The organism is Ulvibacter sp. MAR_2010_11 (assembly GCF_002813135.1).
Taxonomy (GTDB): Bacteria; Bacteroidota; Bacteroidia; order Flavobacteriales; family Flavobacteriaceae; genus Altibacter.
On the sequence record NZ_PHTY01000001.1, the window covers coordinates 1794897 to 1813386 of the forward strand.

The 18490-nt window shown below is 39.7% G+C and carries 18 protein-coding genes; 8 read left to right on the top strand and 10 right to left on the bottom strand.

Translation table 11 applies throughout. The annotated features are described in order from the left end of the window. Positions 1 to 40: 40 nt before the first annotated feature. Both ATE92_RS08330 and ATE92_RS08335 read right to left on the bottom strand, forming a co-directional pair. Positions 41 to 1360 carry a hypothetical protein gene (locus tag ATE92_RS08330; protein ID WP_100803265.1) on the bottom strand — a complete coding sequence of 440 codons (1320 nt, stop codon included), beginning with the start codon at positions 1358 to 1360 and terminating at the stop codon, positions 41 to 43. After that, positions 1357 to 1710: a hypothetical protein gene (locus ATE92_RS08335; RefSeq protein ID WP_100803266.1), complete on the bottom strand. Its 354-nt coding sequence runs from the start codon at positions 1708 to 1710 to the stop codon at positions 1357 to 1359. The genes ATE92_RS08330 and ATE92_RS08335 overlap by 4 nt, the downstream gene beginning before the upstream one ends. Before the next feature lie 217 nt (positions 1711 to 1927). On the opposite strand from ATE92_RS08335, the gene ffh reads away from it, so the two are divergent. Together ffh and ATE92_RS08345 are read left to right on the top strand one after the other, a co-directional pair. Beyond that, positions 1928 to 3256: a signal recognition particle protein gene (ffh, locus tag ATE92_RS08340; RefSeq protein ID WP_100804397.1), complete on the top strand. Its 1329-nt coding sequence runs from the start codon at positions 1928 to 1930 to the stop codon at positions 3254 to 3256. Positions 3257 to 3286: 30 nt separating this feature from the next. Further along, entirely contained in the window at positions 3287 to 4165 is an 879-nt protein-coding gene (locus ATE92_RS08345; protein ID WP_100803267.1) for a bifunctional 5,10-methylenetetrahydrofolate dehydrogenase/5,10-methenyltetrahydrofolate cyclohydrolase, read from the top strand. Here the strand turns inward: ATE92_RS08345 and ATE92_RS08350 are convergent. Beyond that, a complete protein-coding gene (locus tag ATE92_RS08350; protein ID WP_100803268.1) occupies positions 4162 to 5184 on the bottom strand; it encodes an AI-2E family transporter in 1023 nt (340 codons plus the stop codon). The two genes, ATE92_RS08345 and ATE92_RS08350, sit on opposite strands and share 4 nt — an antisense overlap. 155 nt (positions 5185 to 5339) lie before the next feature. On the opposite strand from ATE92_RS08350, the gene ATE92_RS08355 reads away from it, so the two are divergent. Further along, on the top strand, positions 5340 to 5576 hold the full coding sequence (locus tag ATE92_RS08355) for a hypothetical protein (protein WP_100803269.1): 237 nt from the start codon (positions 5340 to 5342) through the stop codon (positions 5574 to 5576). A 28-nt stretch (positions 5577 to 5604) separates the two neighbouring features. On the opposite strand, the gene ATE92_RS08360 is transcribed toward ATE92_RS08355, so the two are convergent. The 6 genes from ATE92_RS08360 to ATE92_RS08385 form a co-directional block, all read right to left on the bottom strand. Next, positions 5605 to 6024 carry a VOC family protein gene (locus ATE92_RS08360; protein ID WP_100803270.1) on the bottom strand — a complete coding sequence of 140 codons (420 nt, stop codon included), beginning with the start codon at positions 6022 to 6024 and terminating at the stop codon, positions 5605 to 5607. A gap of 20 nt (positions 6025 to 6044) precedes the next feature. After that, entirely contained in the window at positions 6045 to 6758 is a 714-nt protein-coding gene (locus tag ATE92_RS08365; protein ID WP_100803271.1) for a hypothetical protein, read from the bottom strand. Positions 6759 to 6811: 53 nt separating this feature from the next. Further along, positions 6812 to 7051, bottom strand: coding sequence for a Rho termination factor N-terminal domain-containing protein (locus tag ATE92_RS08370; protein WP_100803272.1), 240 nt, complete (start codon positions 7049 to 7051; stop codon positions 6812 to 6814). 33 nt (positions 7052 to 7084) lie between these two features. Next, a complete protein-coding gene (locus ATE92_RS08375; RefSeq protein ID WP_100803273.1) occupies positions 7085 to 7282 on the bottom strand; it encodes a hypothetical protein in 198 nt (65 codons plus the stop codon). 104 nt (positions 7283 to 7386) lie between these two features. Then, positions 7387 to 7947 carry a hypothetical protein gene (locus ATE92_RS08380; RefSeq protein WP_100803274.1) on the bottom strand — a complete coding sequence of 187 codons (561 nt, stop codon included), beginning with the start codon at positions 7945 to 7947 and terminating at the stop codon, positions 7387 to 7389. Positions 7948 to 8003: 56 nt separating this feature from the next. Continuing rightward, positions 8004 to 9536, bottom strand: coding sequence for a helicase HerA-like domain-containing protein (locus tag ATE92_RS08385; protein ID WP_100803275.1), 1533 nt, complete (start codon positions 9534 to 9536; stop codon positions 8004 to 8006). Between the two features lie 122 nt (positions 9537 to 9658). On the opposite strand from ATE92_RS08385, the gene ATE92_RS08390 reads away from it, so the two are divergent. Then, on the top strand, positions 9659 to 10288 hold the full coding sequence (locus tag ATE92_RS08390) for a 7-carboxy-7-deazaguanine synthase QueE (RefSeq protein WP_100803276.1): 630 nt from the start codon (positions 9659 to 9661) through the stop codon (positions 10286 to 10288). Positions 10289 to 10336: 48 nt separating this feature from the next. Here the strand turns inward: ATE92_RS08390 and ATE92_RS08395 are convergent, their stop codons facing one another. Next, complete coding sequence (locus tag ATE92_RS08395) at positions 10337 to 10882, bottom strand: DUF2911 domain-containing protein (protein ID WP_100803277.1); 546 nt, start codon at positions 10880 to 10882, stop codon at positions 10337 to 10339. A gap of 268 nt (positions 10883 to 11150) precedes the next feature. On the opposite strand from ATE92_RS08395, the gene gyrB reads away from it, so the two are divergent. The 4 genes from gyrB to secDF all read left to right on the top strand — a co-directional run bounded on the left by gyrB (position 11151) and on the right by secDF (position 18425). Next, the gene (gyrB, locus tag ATE92_RS08400; RefSeq protein WP_100803278.1) at positions 11151 to 13091 is read left to right on the top strand and encodes a DNA topoisomerase (ATP-hydrolyzing) subunit B; all 1941 of its coding nucleotides are present in this window, start codon (positions 11151 to 11153) and stop codon (positions 13089 to 13091) included. 77 nt (positions 13092 to 13168) lie between these two features. Next, positions 13169 to 14191, top strand: a complete 1023-nt coding sequence (locus ATE92_RS08405) for a DUF6588 family protein (RefSeq protein ID WP_100803279.1) — start codon at positions 13169 to 13171, stop codon at positions 14189 to 14191. Between the two features lie 155 nt (positions 14192 to 14346). Continuing rightward, on the top strand, positions 14347 to 15273 hold the full coding sequence (gene mdh, locus ATE92_RS08410; protein WP_100803280.1) for a malate dehydrogenase: 927 nt from the start codon (positions 14347 to 14349) through the stop codon (positions 15271 to 15273). A gap of 137 nt (positions 15274 to 15410) precedes the next feature. Beyond that, complete coding sequence (gene secDF / locus ATE92_RS08415) at positions 15411 to 18425, top strand: protein translocase subunit SecDF (RefSeq protein ID WP_100803281.1); 3015 nt, start codon at positions 15411 to 15413, stop codon at positions 18423 to 18425. Positions 18426 to 18490: the final 65 nt, after the last annotated feature.

Consider the following 18490-nt stretch of genomic DNA (forward strand, 5'->3'; position numbering starts at 1 on the left):
CCTGTAAATCAAGTAATTTTGTAAAAATTTAATCAAGAGCTTACTTCTTTGTAAGATCTAGGTCCGCGGTCGTCGGACTTCCAAATCCGAAATTTAACGACAATAAGGAGACCAATGTTTCCGAAGGGTTTAAAATAGTTTCAAACCTACTTCCCAGCGTGTAGCTTAGTACTATTTCTTCAGTAAGATTATAGGTGAACGTTCCCATATATTGCACATCGCTGTCTTTTTCCTTTCTGAAAAGCTCGTTTCCTTCAATATCGAATCCCGCCGGAATTGTGGCATTCTTGCTACGACCTACCAATTCAAATTGGATTGAAAATCGTTTAAAGTCCGATACCACCGAAGCCCCGTAATCGAAATTATTCTGAAACGTAACTGTCCCCGGAAAATATCTTCTGTAATAATCGTCCAGATACCATTCGTAACGTAAAACCCCGAGCACCTTTAAAAAATCCATTTTGTCCGAAAATCGATAGGAGGGTGTAACCCAGACTGAAGTTTTTGGGAGATATGAAAATTCGAAAGAGTTGGTTGGAAAGTTCAACAAAGTGGCGAAGGCCACATCGATAGTAAGCCCTTGCCGGTCTTTTAAATACTCCTTAAATGCTGCGATAGGAACAAAGGTTTTTACCTGCTCGTCAATTATATTTTTAAAAGTGTCCAGAAAAGAGTCGGGCTCGTTTATGTCTAAAGTGGGTAATGCTGTCATTTTAACTTGAATTGCTTCCACAATCGCATCGTATTCTTCTTGTGTGTTGTATTTTCCATAGCGTTTTACAGTGGCAGAGATAGTATCTTTCATCTTTGCGATAAATTCTTCTTTAGAAGTCACTTCTCCTGAGTTTACCATCACTTCAGCAGCAAGATTTATATCCAGTTTCAAGTCGAAATCCTGCAAAATAGCCTCAATCTTATTTTTGGTGATCTCTTTGTCTTTCTTGTTTGGCATATAAAAAGTGGTGCGATATCCAAATGCAAGTCCGTTGCTGTTCGTACTGTCTTCCAAAACAAAATTTTGGGTGGATGCGATAGAAAAAGATGAATTCCGCACTAATTGATCTGCAAAGGATTCAGGATATAGATATTCAGACAAGGAAAGGCCGTGGTTTTTTGTCCAATAGGGTGTAAATTCCAATGCGAAGTCGGTTGGAATTACAGCGTCGTAGTTGCTGTTCAGGAAGTTGGAGTACAAGGCCGTTTCTAATGCCTGATAGGATTTAGGCTGCAAAATTACTTTGGGTTCCAGTCCCAGTATGCTTGATGCAGGGGAGGTAGGAGCTTTTAACGGATTCAATTTCTCCTGGGCCCCGGTCAAAAAGGGTAGGGCAATAAAAAACAATAGTAGTAGCTGCTTCATGCTTCAGGAAATTTTATAAATAGAATAATAGTGGGGTTTTCCTCTTCCGATTTAGGGTTGTGGTGTTCTACTAATAGTTTGTCATTTAATTTATACGCAATGCGAATTTCATCTTCGTTAGGACCCAGATTAACAACCTCTGTCATCACGACCGTAATTCTACCTCTTAGTTGCGCACCGGTTCCAATAAATTTGGTTCCCGAATTTTCGATAACGGGGTTTCCCAGATGAGGTTGAAATATTTTGGTTTTTCCCAAATTGACATCCGAGATAAATTCGACTGTAAAATTAACTTCAGTAGCGTCTGAAACGGGAAAAGATAAATCTCTATAGCGATATGTTTTACGCATGGTAAAGGTTTTAAATTAGTAACTACTTATACGCAACCATAGGGAATAATTGCTTCGGGGGGAGAAAAATGTGACACTAAGTTATATAAAAAAGTTTACATAGCATGTGAATCTTTCCCAAGTTGGCTCTTTGTAACTCCCTCTTCAATTAGTATCTTTGCACCCTCGCTATCCGTTCCTAACGGGTTGGAGTTCTGAAATAAAGAAAGTCAAGACTATGTTCGATAATTTAAGTGATAAACTGGATAAAGCATTACATGTTCTTAAAGGGCATGGAAGTATAACCGAAGTTAACGTTGCCGAAACTTTAAAGGAAGTACGACGTGCACTATTGGATGCCGATGTTAACTTTAAAATTGCCAAGGAATTTACCAATACGGTAAAGGAAAAGGCATTGGGACAAAACGTACTTACCACGCTTCAACCGGGACAGTTGATGGTAAAACTGGTTAAAGATGAATTAACCCAATTGATGGGCGGAGAAACTGCCGGTATCAATCTAAGTGCTTCCCCTTCTATTATTTTAATGTCCGGACTGCAGGGAAGTGGTAAAACTACCTTTTCGGGGAAGTTGGCTAATTTCCTTAAAACCAAGAAATCTAAAAAACCATTGTTGGTCGCCTGTGATGTGTATCGTCCGGCGGCGATCAATCAGTTGCATGTAGTAGGAGATCAAGTTGGTGTGGAGGTCTACAGTGAGGAAGGGAATATGAATCCTGTGGAAATTGCTCAAAATGCAATTGCGCATGCCAAAAAGAACGGCCATAATGTGGTGATTGTGGATACGGCAGGTCGTCTTGCGGTAGACGAACAAATGATGACCGAAATTGCCAATGTACACAAGGCCATCAATCCGCAGGAAACTTTGTTTGTTGTCGATGCCATGACCGGGCAGGACGCTGTGAATACGGCAAAAGCATTTAACGATCGATTGAATTTTGAAGGAGTTGTTTTAACCAAATTGGATGGTGACACCCGTGGAGGAGCAGCCATTTCCATTAAAAGTGTGGTAGACAAACCTATCAAGTTTATTGGTACCGGTGAAAAAATGGACGCTATCGATGTGTTCCATCCGGCTCGTATGGCCGACCGTATTCTTGGAATGGGGGATGTGGTGTCACTTGTTGAAAGAGCACAAGAGCAGTTTGATGAGGAAGAAGCGCGAAAGCTTCAGAAAAAAATAGCAAAAAACCAATTCGGCTTCGACGATTTTATCAAGCAAATTCAGCAGGTAAAAAAGATGGGAAGTATGAAGGATTTGGTGGGAATGATTCCCGGTGCAGGAAAAGCGCTTAAAGATGTAGATATTGATGACGACGCCTTTAAGCACATTGAAGCTATTATTCATTCTATGACCCCGGCCGAAAGAAGCACACCTGCATTAATCAACGGGAGTCGGAAAAAGCGAATTGCGAACGGTAGTGGTACTTCAGTAACACAGGTGAATCAATTGATGAAACAATTTGACCAGATGAGTAAAATGATGAAGATGATGCAAGGCGGCGGAGGTCGTAAAATGATGCAGATGATGGGGAAAATGAAATAAATTTTCATTGTTAAAATAACCAAGCACTTTATGACAATTCTAGACGGGAAAAAAGTTTCCAACGACATTAAAAACGAAATAGCAGCTGAGGTTCAAAAGATGAAGGACAATGGCGAAAAAGTGCCTCATCTTGCTGCGGTAATAGTAGGAGATGATGGTGCCAGCTTAACATACGTTGGAAGCAAAGTGCGATCGTGTGAACGTGTGGGATTTGAATCTACCATGGTGCGTTTGCCCCATACTACAAGCGAACTAGAGTTGTTACATAAAATAAAAGAACTTAACGAGAACGACGATATCGACGGGTTTATCATTCAGTTGCCGTTACCTCCGCAAATTAATACACAGAAAGTATTGATGGCAGTCGACCCCAGTAAAGATGTAGATGGTTTTCATCCCGAAAACTTCGGAAGGATGGCACTGGATATGACAACTTTTATTCCGGCAACACCCTTCGGAATATTAGAATTGCTGGAACGCTATAAGGTAGATACCAAAGGAAAGCATACCGTTGTAATTGGACGAAGTCATATTGTGGGACGTCCCATGAGTATTTTAATGAGCAGAAAAGGATGGCCGGGCAATAGCACGGTAACCCTAACCCATAGCAATACTAAAAATATTACTCAAATTACATCTCAGGCCGATATTATTATTTCTGCGCTGGGTGTTCCTAATTTTCTAAAAGCTGAAATGGTAAAAGATGATGTCGTTATCATCGATGTGGGAATTACAAGAGTCGCCGACGATACAAATCCTAAGGGTTATATAATTACCGGCGATGTAGATTTTGAGAATGTAAGTAAAAAAGCTTCTTATATCACGCCGGTTCCGGGTGGAGTTGGACCAATGACCATTGCCATGTTATTAAAGAACACTTTATTGGCTAGAGAACAGCGCAAGGGTTAACCCTTAGTAGTAGTTTCAGTTCCGTATTCATTTTGGTAAATACGCAGCACCACCAAAAACAAGCTAATTAGTAAAGGGCCAAAAATAAGACCAATAAATCCGAATAACGGGACCCCTACAATTACTCCAATAAGTGTTATTAAAGGATGCACATTGTCCAGCTTTTTTAAGACAAAGAGACGGATGATATTATCGGTTGACCCTACTACAACAACCCCATAGATCAAGATTCCCCACGCCTGAATTGAGTCTCCCGAGGATAATGTTAATATAAAAACAGGCAGGATCCCTAGCAGGGTACCCACAAAAGGAATCATGGAGCCGATAGTTACAATCACAAACCAAAAGAAGGGATCTTCAATCCCAAATATTAAAAATCCTATAAGAGCAATAATTCCCTGTGCAACAGCAACTAGTGGAATACCAAGTGCGTTCGATCGAACCATCGCCCGAATTTCATTGCCAATAATTTTTGAATTCTTTTTGCTGAAAGGCATCACTTCCGACAAAGATTTTCGAACCATGCGTTCACTCGTAAACATATAGTAAAGCATAAAATACATGATTCCGACTGCTATTACCATATCAAAGGTGCCGCCGGCTACATTTTGTAAATTATCTGAAAGCCATGAAGAAACCGCAGGAACGTCTATCTGTGAACTCAAATCATATCCCAATTTTTCTTCCCACGGTCCTATTTGTGCTTTAAATGCGTCGACTACTTTTTCTGAATTATTAACTGCATTTCCAATTTTATTGGTAAGCATAACTATAATCCCGGCAACGGGAAGAAAAATTCCCACAAAAGAGATAAACATTAGAAAACCCGCAGCCAAACCTGGATTCCAGCCTCTTGCAAGAAGCTTCACCATCCATCGTCGCATTAAAACGTAAATGGTGATTGCCCCCAGAACTCCGGAGAGGTAGGGAAGCATCTCCCTAAAAATAAGTCCGCCCATGATTACTATTAGAAGAAGAACGAGTATCTGACGAACTACTTGAGAACTTATTGGTTTCATAGGCGAGATTTGGACTTAAAATTTATTGAACGAATTAAATATACTGTTTTTCAGCGAAGAATTTTACTGTTAATCAAATTGTAGGTATTCTCTTTCAATATTTCATAGAATCATAGTATATTTAGATTATAATTAACCATTTTAATCCTTTTATTATGAAAAAGTTATCTTTAATTCTAGGCATATTCCTCATGGTATGTCTATCGTTTAGTTTAAGTGAAAATGTGACAGCCGCAGGTGATAAAGTTGCAATTTGCCATATTCCTCCGGGAAATCCTGCAAATGTACACACCATTGTCGTGAGTGTTAATGCAATTCCTGCGCATTTGGCACATGGTGATGCGATTGGGGAGTGTGATCCATGCAATGACCCTTCAAATCCCGATTGCTAGAAGAAGCACATTTCACTGAGATCCCTATTTAGATTGCAAACAATTGATCTAAATTCTTAAAAGCTTTAAATTCTAAGGCATTTCCGGAAGGATCTTTAAAAAATAGGGTTGCCTGTTCTCCGGGCAACCCTTTAAATCTAATATACGGTTCAATTATAAAAGTGACACCTTTTTCGTTCAGTCTTTCTGAAAGGGATTCGAATGTCTTCATATCCAGTACCACTCCAAAATGTGGGATGGGTACGTCTTTACCGTCCACAGGGTTTATTGCTTCTTCCGAAGTTTTTTCTTTATAATGCAATACCAATTGATGTCCGAAAAAATTGAAATCGACCCAGTGGTCGCTACTCCGTCCTTCGCTACAACCCAAGGTTTCTCTGTAAAAGGTTCTACACACTTGTAAATTGGTTACAGGGATGGCCAGGTGGAATGGAGAAAGACTTGTCATTATTTATTTTATTTTGAAAACTAATTGTTTGCTTCCATAAACTTAGCAACAAAATTCGCTGTATTGCTCTTTAGCTTCGTAAGGGACTGTTCTCCGTCGAAGTTAAGGTAATAGGCAACAAAAACAATTCGCTTTTTAACCAACACAGCATTCATCGAAAATGCCATTACCTTATCTTCAGTGTCATTGGTGATACGCATAAGGACAATCATAGTGGAAGAATTTGCATTTAGAGGGTATTTTTCGATTAACATCGGTTGTTGAATCGAAAGATTTTTCCCCGAAAAAGAGTTGCTTTTATTTACATCCTCCATCGTTTTATCTAAAAACCCACTTGTCATCATGGTCATAATCTGGTTCATTTCGGCAACAGACATGGTATAATTTTTGGCAAGATTGGGAGCGTATATCTGATAATAATCGTCGTACGATATTCCTTCCAAATTCTCAACTTTTTCGTAAACCGAATTGTTTAGATAATAACCAAGAATGGTATTCTCAGGATCGTTAAATTGATTCACACGAGCATTCACGTTAGCATGCAAATAACATTCGGTTTGACCTTCAATTTTAGGAAAACAAATATCTAAATCCCCGAAGGTTGTTTCTCTGGTGCAGTCTTTCGACGCAACCAAATCTATATTGCCTTCTTCGGTGGAAGTATTTTCTTTAGTCTGATTATTACAGGAAATAAGAATAAATAGAAACGCGATAACACAGGATATTTTTTTCATATAGGAAAGATATAAAAATAATATCTAGGAAAAGATAGCCACATTAAGATACCCTAATTGTTACGTAATGCCTTTATTAGTTCTTTCTTATTCATTGTTGATCGACCGCTAATGCCTACTCTTTTCGCTTGATGGTATAGGTCGGACTTTGTCCATTCCTCATATGGCTTGGCTTTCCCTCCTTTTTTACCTGCATCAGGCGTATTAGCAATTCTTGCAGCCTTTTGTTTACTGTAACCCTTGTCGCGTAACGCCTCGTATTGGTCTTCGTTTTTAATTCTCGGATCCGGCATAATGCTAAGTTTTAAAACAAACTAAAGTGGTTTCTATTTTTCCGCTTCAATTTGATCGGTATCTTTACGATACTTGAGAAGGCCGATTCCCGCAAAAAAGAATACAACACCTAAAATAATAAGGGCCCACGGACTCATTCCTGAATCAAAACTACCGAAGGCGCCTAATACACCCATTACCAAGGAAATTCCTCCTCCTATTGTCAAAATAAATCCTAAAATCTTAATCATAGCTTGATGGTTTTATAGTTAAGATTTAAAGTTAATCTAATATGTCTAACGCAGTTCCATAATTAACAGAACCTTGTGGAAATTTTGAGAAAAAATTATTATTTCTAGTCCTTATCCCAACCTGCCATAAAATACTTAAAAGTTGCATCATCGGGTATTTGACTGGCCTCAATGCTAATGGTTGGATCGTAACGAAGATTTTCGGGAAGCTGCTTTTTATCTATGGTAATAAAAATGTCGCTGTTTTCTAAAAATATAACCACAGCATTGATGGTAGTTTCTACACCTGCAAGGGTGTAATTGTCCTTCACAAACTTAAAGTTACTGCTCTTAGACAGTCCCTTTTCGGTTTTATAACGATCGTCAAAAATTTGAATGTTGGTAATAACCGACTCCGGATCACTTTCGTTATCGGGGGAAAGCAATAACAACTTGTTGCCACCTTTCTCATAAATTTCAACCTCCCCCTGAGTGCCCAGGGCATCTGCGATTGGATTTAATTTTACAATTGAATCTTGGGCAAAGATAGAATCAATTTGTTTCATTCTAATTTCCTTTGTCAAGTTACCAATGGCGCCTTGCTTAATTAAAAACGGATCGTTGTCTTTACCACATTGAACAAAAAGAAGTACTGCAATCACACCAAAGAATAGGGTCTTTTTCATAAAGGTTTGTTTATTTTTTTATTATTTATTTTAATTTTTTATTGAAATGCTTTGTTTTAACGCATCATTTTGCCAAGTATTCCCAATACACTGCGAATTACTGTTGGACTGGTCAATGTTTTTACCAGGGTACTTTGGCGGGTGCGGGAACTTCTTGAAGAAGATGTTCTCGACGAGGAACGGCTGGCAGCTTCTCTTTCTTGTTTTGCCTTTTCTTTTGCCTCTTCCTTATCGGCTATTTCAATTTTTTTATTTAAAAGTTCATAAGCACTTTCACGGTCTATGGTTTCATCATATTTTTTAACCAATTTTGATGAAGAAGTCAAATCTTTTAATTCGCTGTCTTCCAAAATATCCATTCGGCTCATAGGCGCACGAAGCATGGTCGCAGCCAAGGGAGTGGGAATCCCCTTTTCATTTAAGGCCGAAACCAAAGCTTCCCCAATTCCTAAAGAAGTTAGTACTTCGTCGGTTTTGTAATATTCCGAAATAGGATAATTTTCGGCTGTAAGTTTAATAGCCTTTCGGTCCTTGGCAGTAAACGCTCTTAATGCGTGCTGCACTTTCAGTCCCAACTGACTCAATACTGCGTCCGGAACATCGGTTGGATTTTGTGTTACAAAATACAAGCCTACGCCTTTAGAGCGTATTAGTTTTACTATACTTTCAATTTGGTTGAGTAACGCTTTACTGGCTTCGTTAAAAATTAGATGCGCTTCGTCAATAAAAATTACCAATTCGGGCCGGCCACTATCACCTTGTTCCGGGAAGGTTGCATAAATTTCAGCCAAAAGCGATAGCATAAAGGTTGAAAACAACTTAGGGCGATCCTGAATGTCTGTAAGTCGCAGGATATTGATATAGCCCATCCCATTTTCATCAATTCGTAAAAGATCGTCTGTATCGAAGGATTTTTCGCCGAAAAATAAATCGCCACCCTGTTGTTCCAGTTCTACTACTTTCCGAAGAATTGCGCCGGTTGAAGCGGACGAAATTCGGCCGTAATCCTTGGCCAATTCATCCTTGCCTTCATCGGTTGCATACTGAAGCATTTTTTTGAAATCCTTCAAGTCTAATAGCGGTAATTTGTTATCATCACAGTACTTAAAAATCACAGATACAATACCCGATTGGGCTTCGCTTAAATCCATGATGCGGGAAAGCAACACCGGGCCGAATTCGCTCACGGTCGCGCGCATGCGTACTCCATTTTGTTCAGAAAGTGACAGAATTTCAACGGGAAATTTTTTGGCTTCAAACGGAATCCCGATTTTGGCATGACGTTCGTCAATCTTTATATGTCCGGGACTGGGTTGCGCTATTCCGCTTAAATCCCCTTTCATATCCATCAACAGTACAGGAATTCCCTGTTCGGAAAGATTCTCGGCCAATATTTGAAGCGTTTTTGTCTTTCCGGTACCGGTTGCACCAGCAATAAGACCATGGCGGTTTAAGGTTTTTAACGGAATTCTCACCAGGGCATTTGTAATGGTTTCACCATCGAGCATTGCTGCACCCAGTGTTATGGAATCCCCTTTGAAGGTATTTCCTTCATTGATATAATCAAAAAAAGCCTGCTTGTCTGCCATCGTCTAAATTTTCGATAAAAATAGCAATTGTAAAGGTGTCACTAAAATATTAATCGCTAAAAAAGTGAATTCCGAAAGAATTGGTTTTATCACCACGTTAAAAAGCAGTATTTTTGCAAACTATGCAAGTGGAAATTCAGGACTTAGTAAATACAGGTGAAATGCTTCCGTTAATGGAGGAGTTTTATACCATTCAGGGGGAAGGGTATCACAAGGGTACAGCGGCTTATTTTGTGCGTATCGGTGGTTGCGATGTTGGCTGTCATTGGTGTGATGTCAAAGAAAGCTGGAATGCAGATTTACATCCTCCAACACATACCGATGCCATTGTTGAAAATGCTTCGGCATATTCTAATACGGTAGTTGTAACCGGTGGAGAACCCTTAACATGGAATATGGAACCGCTTACCACGAAGTTTAAGACGAAAGGAATGCAGATTCATATAGAAACTTCCGGAGCATATAAACTTACCGGAATTTGGGATTGGATTTGTTTGTCACCGAAAAAAATAAAACTACCTACCCCCGAAATTTACAAGGTGGCGAACGAGCTTAAAGTAATAGTTTACAATAACGATGATTTCCGATTCGCCGAAGAACAGGCTGCCAAGGTTAATGATGACTGCATCTTGTATCTGCAGCCGGAGTGGAGCAAACGCGAAAAAGTAATACCCCTGATTGTAGATTATGTAATGCAAAATCCAAAATGGAAGGTATCTTTACAGACACATAAATATTTAAATATTCCATAAAAAAAAAGCCTGCGATTCGCAGGCTTTTTAGTTTAATTTCAAAAGGAGTTATAGCGTTTTAAATGGAATTTCAATATAGGTATTGTCCCAACCAATCATTAAAGTGGGTCCCGTACTATCAGGCCGAAACACCATAGAAAGCGATTCGGTGGTTGCTGCTGCATCTTTGGCAGGAACAGTAATTCTCACTACATCTTTTTCTTTTTTATAGCTGTACGCGCCCCAAACGTTAGTGTCGCTACTTATAATAACTGTCCAGGTTTTTTCTCCCGGTATAGTATACAGCGTATAATTTCCCGGTTCAAGTCTGGTTGTGCCTAATTTCAAGGGTACGTAAATAGTGAGTTCTGTCGCTTCGTTTGCACCGGTTCGCCATACTTCTCCGTAGGGCACCAATTCTCCAAAAACCACGCGATTTTTTTTGGAAGGTCTGCTATAAATAACGCGCGCTATAGGGGGTGCGTTTCTGTCTGCTCTGGCAATTACCAAATCCATAGGGCTGGCATCCATTTTTGGAAAGGATTGAGCAGTTGTTGTTTCAGGAGAAAAAATAAAAGCAATTGTCAAAACAATGCTTGTAAGGATAGTTTTCATAAAATCTTTTTTTTGAAGGATAAATATAAGGCTTGTAAGTTATATTTTCTATTATTTTAATGTAATAATAACGGTAAATTGGTCGTGCATAGTACCCAATACTAACGCTGGTTTCCCGATTTAATTTTTGAAACTTTTTTAAAGGGATTTTTTTCACAAAAATTGTTAATAACTTACCGCTTATAAATCGCCGAATCCCTATATTTTAGTAGGGGTTTTGTTATATTTGTTCGTTATCAAAAAACAGCGAAAAACAACCTAATTTTATATGAGCGAAGAACAGAAAAAAGGCAGTTACGGAGCCGATAGTATTCAGGCATTAGAAGGAATGGAGCATGTGCGTATGCGACCTTCCATGTATATTGGAGATGTTGGGGTGCGTGGGTTGCACCATTTGGTGTATGAAGTAGTGGATAATTCCATCGATGAGGCGATGGGCGGTCATTGTGATACCATCGATGTGTGGATCAATGAAGACAACTCAGTTACGGTAAAAGATAACGGTCGGGGAATTCCGGTCGACATACATAAAAAAGAAGGCGTTTCGGCATTGGAGGTCGTTATGACCAAGATTGGTGCCGGGGGTAAATTCGACAAAGATTCTTATAAAGTTTCAGGAGGATTACACGGAGTTGGAGTTTCGGTAGTAAATGCACTTTCCGAAAATTTAAAAGCAACAGTATATCGCGACGGAAAAATCTACGAACAGGAATACGAACGCGGAAAGACAATGTATCCGGTAAAACCTGTAGGTGAAACCACCGAACGCGGTACCATAGTTACTTTTAAGCCGGACAGCCAGATATTTCAACAATCTTTAGACTATAATTACGATACTCTGGCAAGCAGATTACGGGAACTTTCTTATTTAAATAAAGGAATTACCATTCACTTGACCGATAAGCGTCATCCCGATGACAATGGTGAAATTGTAACTGAAACCTTTCACAGTGATGAAGGTTTAAAAGAATTTATTCGTTTTCTGGACGGAAACCGCGAGCCACTTATTGCCGATGTGATCTCCATGGAAGGCGAAAAGAATGATATTCCTGTTGAGGTTGCTATGGTTTATAATACATCGTACAACGAGAATTTACACAGCTACGTAAATAACATCAATACTCACGAAGGAGGAACGCATTTAAGCGGTTTTCGTGCAGGTTTGACTCGTACTTTGAAAAAATACGCCGATGCTTCGGGCATGCTTGACAAATTAAAATTTGAAATAGCCGGAGATGACTTTCGAGAAGGATTAACAGCTATTATTTCAGTAAAAGTAGCCGAACCTCAGTTTGAAGGGCAAACCAAAACCAAATTGGGTAATCGTGAAGTTACCGCTGCCGTGAGTCAGGCGGTTTCTGAAATGCTCGAAAATTATTTGGAGGAAAATCCAAACGACGCACGAACCATCGTTCAAAAAGTGATTTTGGCTGCTACCGCACGTCACGCAGCGCGTAAGGCACGTGAAATGGTGCAACGAAAAACCGTGATGAGCGGGGGAGGACTGCCAGGAAAACTTTCCGATTGTTCCGAACAGGATCCTGCAAAATGCGAAGTATTCCTCGTAGAGGGAGATTCGGCGGGAGGAACAGCCAAGCAAGGCCGTGACCGTAATTTTCAGGCGATTTTACCTTTGCGTGGAAAGATTTTGAATGTTGAAAAGGCCATGCAGCACAAGGTGTTCGAAAACGAAGAAATCAGAAATATATACACCGCTTTAGGGGTCACAATTGGAACCGAAGAGGATACTAAAGCATTAAACTTAGATAAATTACGCTATCACAAAGTAGTGATTATGTGTGATGCCGATGTAGACGGAAGCCACATTTCGACTTTAATTTTAACCTTTTTCTTCCGATATATGAAGGAATTGGTGGAAGGCGGTTATGTATATATCGCTACTCCTCCTTTGTATTTGGTGAAGAAGGGTGCGAAAAAAGAGTATGCCTGGAGCGATAAGGAACGCGATATGTTGAATGAGAAGTTTGGCGGCAGTGCAAACATTCAACGTTACAAAGGTCTTGGAGAAATGAACGCAGAACAATTATGGGATACCACCATGAATCCCGAATTCAGAACGCTGAGACAAGTAACCATCGACAACGGGACCGAAGCCGATAGAATCTTTTCTATGCTAATGGGCGACGAAGTACCGCCACGACGAGAATTTATTGAAAAAAACGCTGTCTATGCCAATATTGATGCCTAGATAAATACGTTAAAGTTTTTAAAAGACCTGCGACAATCCTCGCAGGTTTTTTTATTTTAAATAAAAAATAAAATGTTATGAAAAGTATAATAGTAATTACATTGTTGTTGGCGGTATTTCCTTTGACAGCTCAGGAAAACCTTGAAGATTTACTTGCTGCGGGGATTGAAGATGCACAGCGTTTTACCGCGGGTTATATTTCACCCGCAGCGGAAGGCATGATGTACAATACCTCTAATAGCTGGATTCAATCTGCCGAAGTCAAAAAGCCTTTGAAATTTGAAATCTCACTAATTGCGAATGCGACTTTGATAAAGGACGACAAAAAAAGTTTTACCTTGAACACTTCAGATTACAACAATCTGTATTTCAGAGATGGAAGTACGTCAAAAGATGTTGCAACAGCCTTTGGTGAAAACAATCCCGATATCGTAGTGTATGCTATAGTTAAAGACGAAACAGGTGTCTTTACCGAAGAGGTTGAGTTCTTATTGCCACAAGGATTGGCTTCGGTAGATGTAAATGTGTTGCCAACGGCTTTTTTACAGGCACGGCTGGGTATATTTAAAGCCACCGAAATAAAAGTTCGTTACTTTCCGAAGATTGACCGGGAAGATGTTAAAACCGGTTTGATTGGCTTGGGACTGCAGCACGAATTTACACAATGGCTTCCGGCAGAGGACGTTTTTCCGGTAGCGATTTCGGGTTTTATTGCATATACCAACCTAAGCGCAAATTACGATTTCACCGATGACGCCATTATTGAAGGCGAAAGACAACAATTCGATGTCACACAAAACAGTTGGCTGTTTCAAGTGCAGGCATCCACAAAACTTCCGGTATTTAATGTATATGGAGGTATTGGTTTCGTTTCAGGAACATCAGATTTCGACGTCTTGGGGACGTACCGAGTACGAGGAGGTATTCCTTTTTTTGAAACTACCAATGAATTTACCGACCCCTTTTCGGTGGAGAATAAGATTTCGGGTGTGAGAGCGACATTGGGAGCTAAGCTACAATTAGGTTTCTTTGGTGTACACGCCGATTATAACATTGCCGAATACAGTAACATTTCGGCAGGAATCCATTTCGGAATTTAATTTATGCAACCGCTTCGTTTTACGAGAGATATTAGTATTTTTGCAACTGCTAATCACAAAGCCAAATTAGCAGTGTCATTAGAATCAATAATGGCTTTTTCTGAAAAGAATTCAGTGACAATAAAAACAATCGATAACAATAAAAAATAACCTAAATGAAAGTAACAGTTGTTGGAGCAGGAGCAGTAGGCGCAAGTTGTGCCGAATACATTGCCATTAAAAATTTTGCAAGCGAAGTTGTATTATTAGACATTAAAGAAGGCTACGCCGAAGGGAAAGCTATGGATTTGATGCAAACTGCTTCATTAAACGGATTTGACACAAAAATATCGGGATCTACAAACGATTATTCTAAAACTGCCAACAGCGATATCTGTGTTGTGACCAGTGGTATTCCAAGGAAACCGGGCATGACTCGTGAGGAACTAATTGGAATCAACGCCGGAATTGTAAAAACTGTAACTGAAAACCTGGTTAAACACTCTCCTGAGACAATTTTAATCATAGTGAGTAATCCCATGGATACCATGACCTATTTGGCGCATAAAACCACCGGACTTGCAAAAAACCAAATCATAGGTATGGGTGGAGCCCTGGATAGCGCCCGATTTAAGTATCGTTTGGCTGAGGCATTGGATGCACCCATTAGCGATGTTGACGGAATGGTAATTGGAGGACACAGTGATACCGGAATGGTGCCTTTAACGCGTATGGCTACCAGAAACAGCGTGCCTGTTACAGCTTTTATTTCAGAAGCAAGATTGGAGCAGGTAAAAGAAGACACCAAAGTAGGAGGCGCTACCTTGACAAAATTATTGGGAACTTCGGCATGGTATGCTCCCGGAGCGGCAGTTTCGGCTATGGTACAGGCAATTGCTTGTGATCAGAAAAAAATGTTTCCGTGTTCAACCCTGTTGGAAGGTGAATACAATTTAAACGATATCTGTATTGGAGTACCGGTTATTATTGGTAAAAACGGAATTGAAAAAATTGTGCAACTGGAGTTAAACGAAGCCGAAAAAACACATATGCAAGAAAGTGCTGAAGGTGTTAGAAATACCAACGATTTGCTGGAATTGTAAAATCAACATTATCTACTAAAACGAAGGTCGCATCATGCGGCCTTTTTTTATGTAAGAATTAAAAAGAAAATTATTGTCATTTCTTTTTTGAAAACCTATATTTGCACGTTTTTAAAACTATATAAACACCCAATAGAATGCAAAATAAAGGACTTATTACAGTATTTGCGGTATTATTTGGATTGGTTAGTTTGTACCAGCTATCCTTCACCTATATCGCAAACAAGGTTGAAGATGATGCAAAAGCGTATGCGAATACTAAATTTCCTGCAGAGCAATCTGAAGAAAGAGACATTGCAGAACTTCAGTATTTAGACTCTTTAGGGACAGAGCCTGTTTTTTTAGGAATTGATTATAAAACGGCCAAAGAAAAAGAGCTAAACAAAGGTTTGGATCTAAAAGGTGGAATTAATGTGATCCTTCAAATTTCTGTAAAAGACATCTTGAAGGGATTGGCAAACAATTCTAAAGATGCTGCGTTCAACCAGGCGTTGAAAGATGCAGAAGTGCTTCAGAAAGACAGTCAGGACACCTATTTAGAGTCCTTTTCAATAGCATTCGAAGCCCTTCCGGGGGACAATAAATTAGCGTCACAAAATATTTTCTTCAATAAAAATCTGGAAGACCAGATTACTGCCGACATGTCCAATAAGGAGGTGATGGTTGTTTTGGAGAAGAAGATCGACGAAGCCATTACTTCGGCTTTTGAAGTATTGAGAAAGCGTATCGACAAATTTGGGGTAACACAACCCAACATTCAGCGTTTGGGGAATTCGGCCCGTATTTTGGTGGAATTACCCGGTGCAAAAGACATTGAACGTACAAAGAACTTATTGCAGAGTACAGCTCAGTTAGAATTCTGGGAAGTATATAAAAGTGAAGAAATGGCCGGTTTCTTGCTTCAAGCCGAACAAAAAGTAAAAGACTTGGCAGCTGCCGAAACCCCCGAAGAAGAAGTTCAGGATTCAACTGCCACCGAAGACGCAACTGTTTCCGAATTACTTAAAGGTGACGAAGTTGAAGAGACAGAAGGCGATGCACTTAAAAATAATCCTATTCAGGCCAGAATGGTATCTCCCGGGTTTCAGGGATCTCCAATTCTGGGAACTTTTGCTGTAAAAGATATTTCGGTAATAAACGAATATTTGCGTTTACCACAGGTAAAAGCACTTTTACCGGCAGACCAACGTACTACAAGATTTGTTTGGGGAAAACCTGAGTTTAATGAAGTTGTTTCACTGGATGTAGCTTCGTTATATGCCCTAAAGGTTGGTCGTGACGGATTGCCTCCACTTGGAGGAGCCGTAGTTGTAGATGCACAACAATCCTACGATCAGGTAGGAAGAGTAGCAGTAGACATGCAAATGAACGGGCGTGGTGCTAAAATCTGGGAAGAAATGACCGGCAAAGCATTTTCTGCCGGAAGTCAGATTGCAATTGTACTTGATGACATCGTATATTCTGCTCCCGGAGTTACAAGTGGCCCTATTTCAGGAGGTCGTAGCTCTATTACCGGAGACTTCAGCATTACCGAGGGTCAGGATTTAGCAAACGTATTACGTGCAGGAAAATTACCTGCTTCTGCAGAGATTATACAAGGTGAAGTTGTTGGACCAACTTTAGGTCAGGAAGCTATTAACAGCGGAATTATCTCCTTTGCTTTAGCTTTGGCGTTTGTACTGCTTTGGATGATTGGTTACTACGGAAAAGCAGGTATATTCGCAGATGTTGCCCTGGCAGTAAACATCTTGTTTATTTTTGGAATACTTGCAGGACTTGGAGCCGTACTCACATTACCGGGTATCGCGGGTATTATCTTAACCATTGGTATGTCTGTAGATGCGAATGTACTTATCTTCGAGCGTATTCGTGAAGAACTTGCCAAAGGGAAGGCCCAGAAAGATGCTATTAAAGATGGTTTCAACAATGCATTGTCCTCCATTTTGGATGCTAACATTACAACGGGTCTTACCGGTTTAATTTTATTAGTTTTCGGAACAGGTCCTATTCAAGGTTTTGCAACAACTTTATTAATAGGTATTCTTACCTCCTTATTTACAGCAATCTTTATCACCCGTTTGTTTATCGATTCCTATACCAAGAACGGTAAACCACTAAGCTGTTCAACACCGGTTACAAAGAACCTGTTTAAAAATGTAAATATCGATTTCCTTGGAAAGCGTAAAATTGCTTATGTGATTTCCGGAATTATGATTTTAATAAGTTTAGGGTCTCTATTTACCGTAGGTCTTAACCAAGGTGTTGATTTTGTGGGAGGACGTACTTACACAGTTCGTTTTGCACAGGATGTAGATGCCGTGAAGATACAGGATGAATTAATTGCTGTGTACGGAAGTGCCGAAGCAAAAACCTATGGTGGTGACAATCAGTTAAAAATTACAACCAAGTATAAGGTAGATGATAGTGGTTCGGAAGTGGATGAAGAAATTGAGAAAATGTTATTCACCGGACTTAAGTCACACCTTCCTGCCGATATGACTTACGAGTCGTTTACGGCCGATGACGAAGGTAAAACAGTGGGTAGAATGGAGTACTATAAAGTAAGTCCAACCATTGCCGATGATATCAAGAAGTCATCTTTCTGGGCAGTACTAGGCTCTCTTATTGTAGTATTCTTGTATATCTTATTGCGATTTAGAAAATGGCAATTTAGTTTGGGAGCAGTAGCTGCCGTATTCCACGATGTATTAATTGTACTCGGGATTTTCTCATTAACGTATAGAATCATGCCGTTCAGTATGGAGATTGACCAATCTTTTATTGCGGCAATCTTAACAGTTATCGGATATTCGTTAAACGATACCGTGGTTGTATTCGACCGTATTCGTGAATACTTTAACGAGCATACTACCTGGAAAATGAAACGAGTGATTAATGCGGCATTAAACAGCACGTTAAGTCGTACGTTAAACACCTCGTTGACCACATTGATTGTATTGCTGTGTATGTTCTTTATTGGAGCCGAATCTATTAGAGGACTGTTATTCGCAATTATTGTGGGTATTGTAGTAGGTACCTACTCCTCGTTGTTTATCGCAACACCCGTAATGTTCGATACTGTGAAAAAGAAAGGGATTGACCTTTCAACTAAAAAAGAAGTAGAAATAGATAACAAGGGTATCAAAGCCTAAGTATTAAATCTGAATAGTAATAAAAAAACCCTTCGTTTCGCGAAGGGTTTTTTGTTTCTATAACC

Coding starts and splice junctions, on each gene's coding strand:
- gyrB (WP_100803278.1), top strand. CDS start 11,151: ATGAGCGAAGAACAGAAAAAAGGCAGTTACGGAGCCGATAGTATTCAG.
- ATE92_RS08330 (WP_100803265.1), bottom strand. CDS start 1,360: ATGAAGCAGCTACTACTATTGTTTTTTATTGCCCTACCCTTTTTGACC.
- secDF (WP_100803281.1), top strand. CDS start 15,411: ATGCAAAATAAAGGACTTATTACAGTATTTGCGGTATTATTTGGATTG.
- ATE92_RS08365 (WP_100803271.1), bottom strand. CDS start 6,758: ATGAAAAAAATATCCTGTGTTATCGCGTTTCTATTTATTCTTATTTCC.
- ATE92_RS08350 (WP_100803268.1), bottom strand. CDS start 5,184: ATGAAACCAATAAGTTCTCAAGTAGTTCGTCAGATACTCGTTCTTCTT.
- ATE92_RS08370 (WP_100803272.1), bottom strand. CDS start 7,051: ATGCCGGATCCGAGAATTAAAAACGAAGACCAATACGAGGCGTTACGC.
- ATE92_RS08360 (WP_100803270.1), bottom strand. CDS start 6,024: ATGACAAGTCTTTCTCCATTCCACCTGGCCATCCCTGTAACCAATTTA.
- ATE92_RS08405 (WP_100803279.1), top strand. CDS start 13,169: ATGAAAAGTATAATAGTAATTACATTGTTGTTGGCGGTATTTCCTTTG.
- ATE92_RS08355 (WP_100803269.1), top strand. CDS start 5,340: ATGAAAAAGTTATCTTTAATTCTAGGCATATTCCTCATGGTATGTCTA.
- ATE92_RS08375 (WP_100803273.1), bottom strand. CDS start 7,282: ATGATTAAGATTTTAGGATTTATTTTGACAATAGGAGGAGGAATTTCC.
- mdh (WP_100803280.1), top strand. CDS start 14,347: ATGAAAGTAACAGTTGTTGGAGCAGGAGCAGTAGGCGCAAGTTGTGCC.
- ffh (WP_100804397.1), top strand. CDS start 1,928: ATGTTCGATAATTTAAGTGATAAACTGGATAAAGCATTACATGTTCTT.
- ATE92_RS08335 (WP_100803266.1), bottom strand. CDS start 1,710: ATGCGTAAAACATATCGCTATAGAGATTTATCTTTTCCCGTTTCAGAC.
- ATE92_RS08395 (WP_100803277.1), bottom strand. CDS start 10,882: ATGAAAACTATCCTTACAAGCATTGTTTTGACAATTGCTTTTATTTTT.
- ATE92_RS08390 (WP_100803276.1), top strand. CDS start 9,659: ATGCAAGTGGAAATTCAGGACTTAGTAAATACAGGTGAAATGCTTCCG.
- ATE92_RS08380 (WP_100803274.1), bottom strand. CDS start 7,947: ATGAAAAAGACCCTATTCTTTGGTGTGATTGCAGTACTTCTTTTTGTT.
- ATE92_RS08385 (WP_100803275.1), bottom strand. CDS start 9,536: ATGGCAGACAAGCAGGCTTTTTTTGATTATATCAATGAAGGAAATACC.
- ATE92_RS08345 (WP_100803267.1), top strand. CDS start 3,287: ATGACAATTCTAGACGGGAAAAAAGTTTCCAACGACATTAAAAACGAA.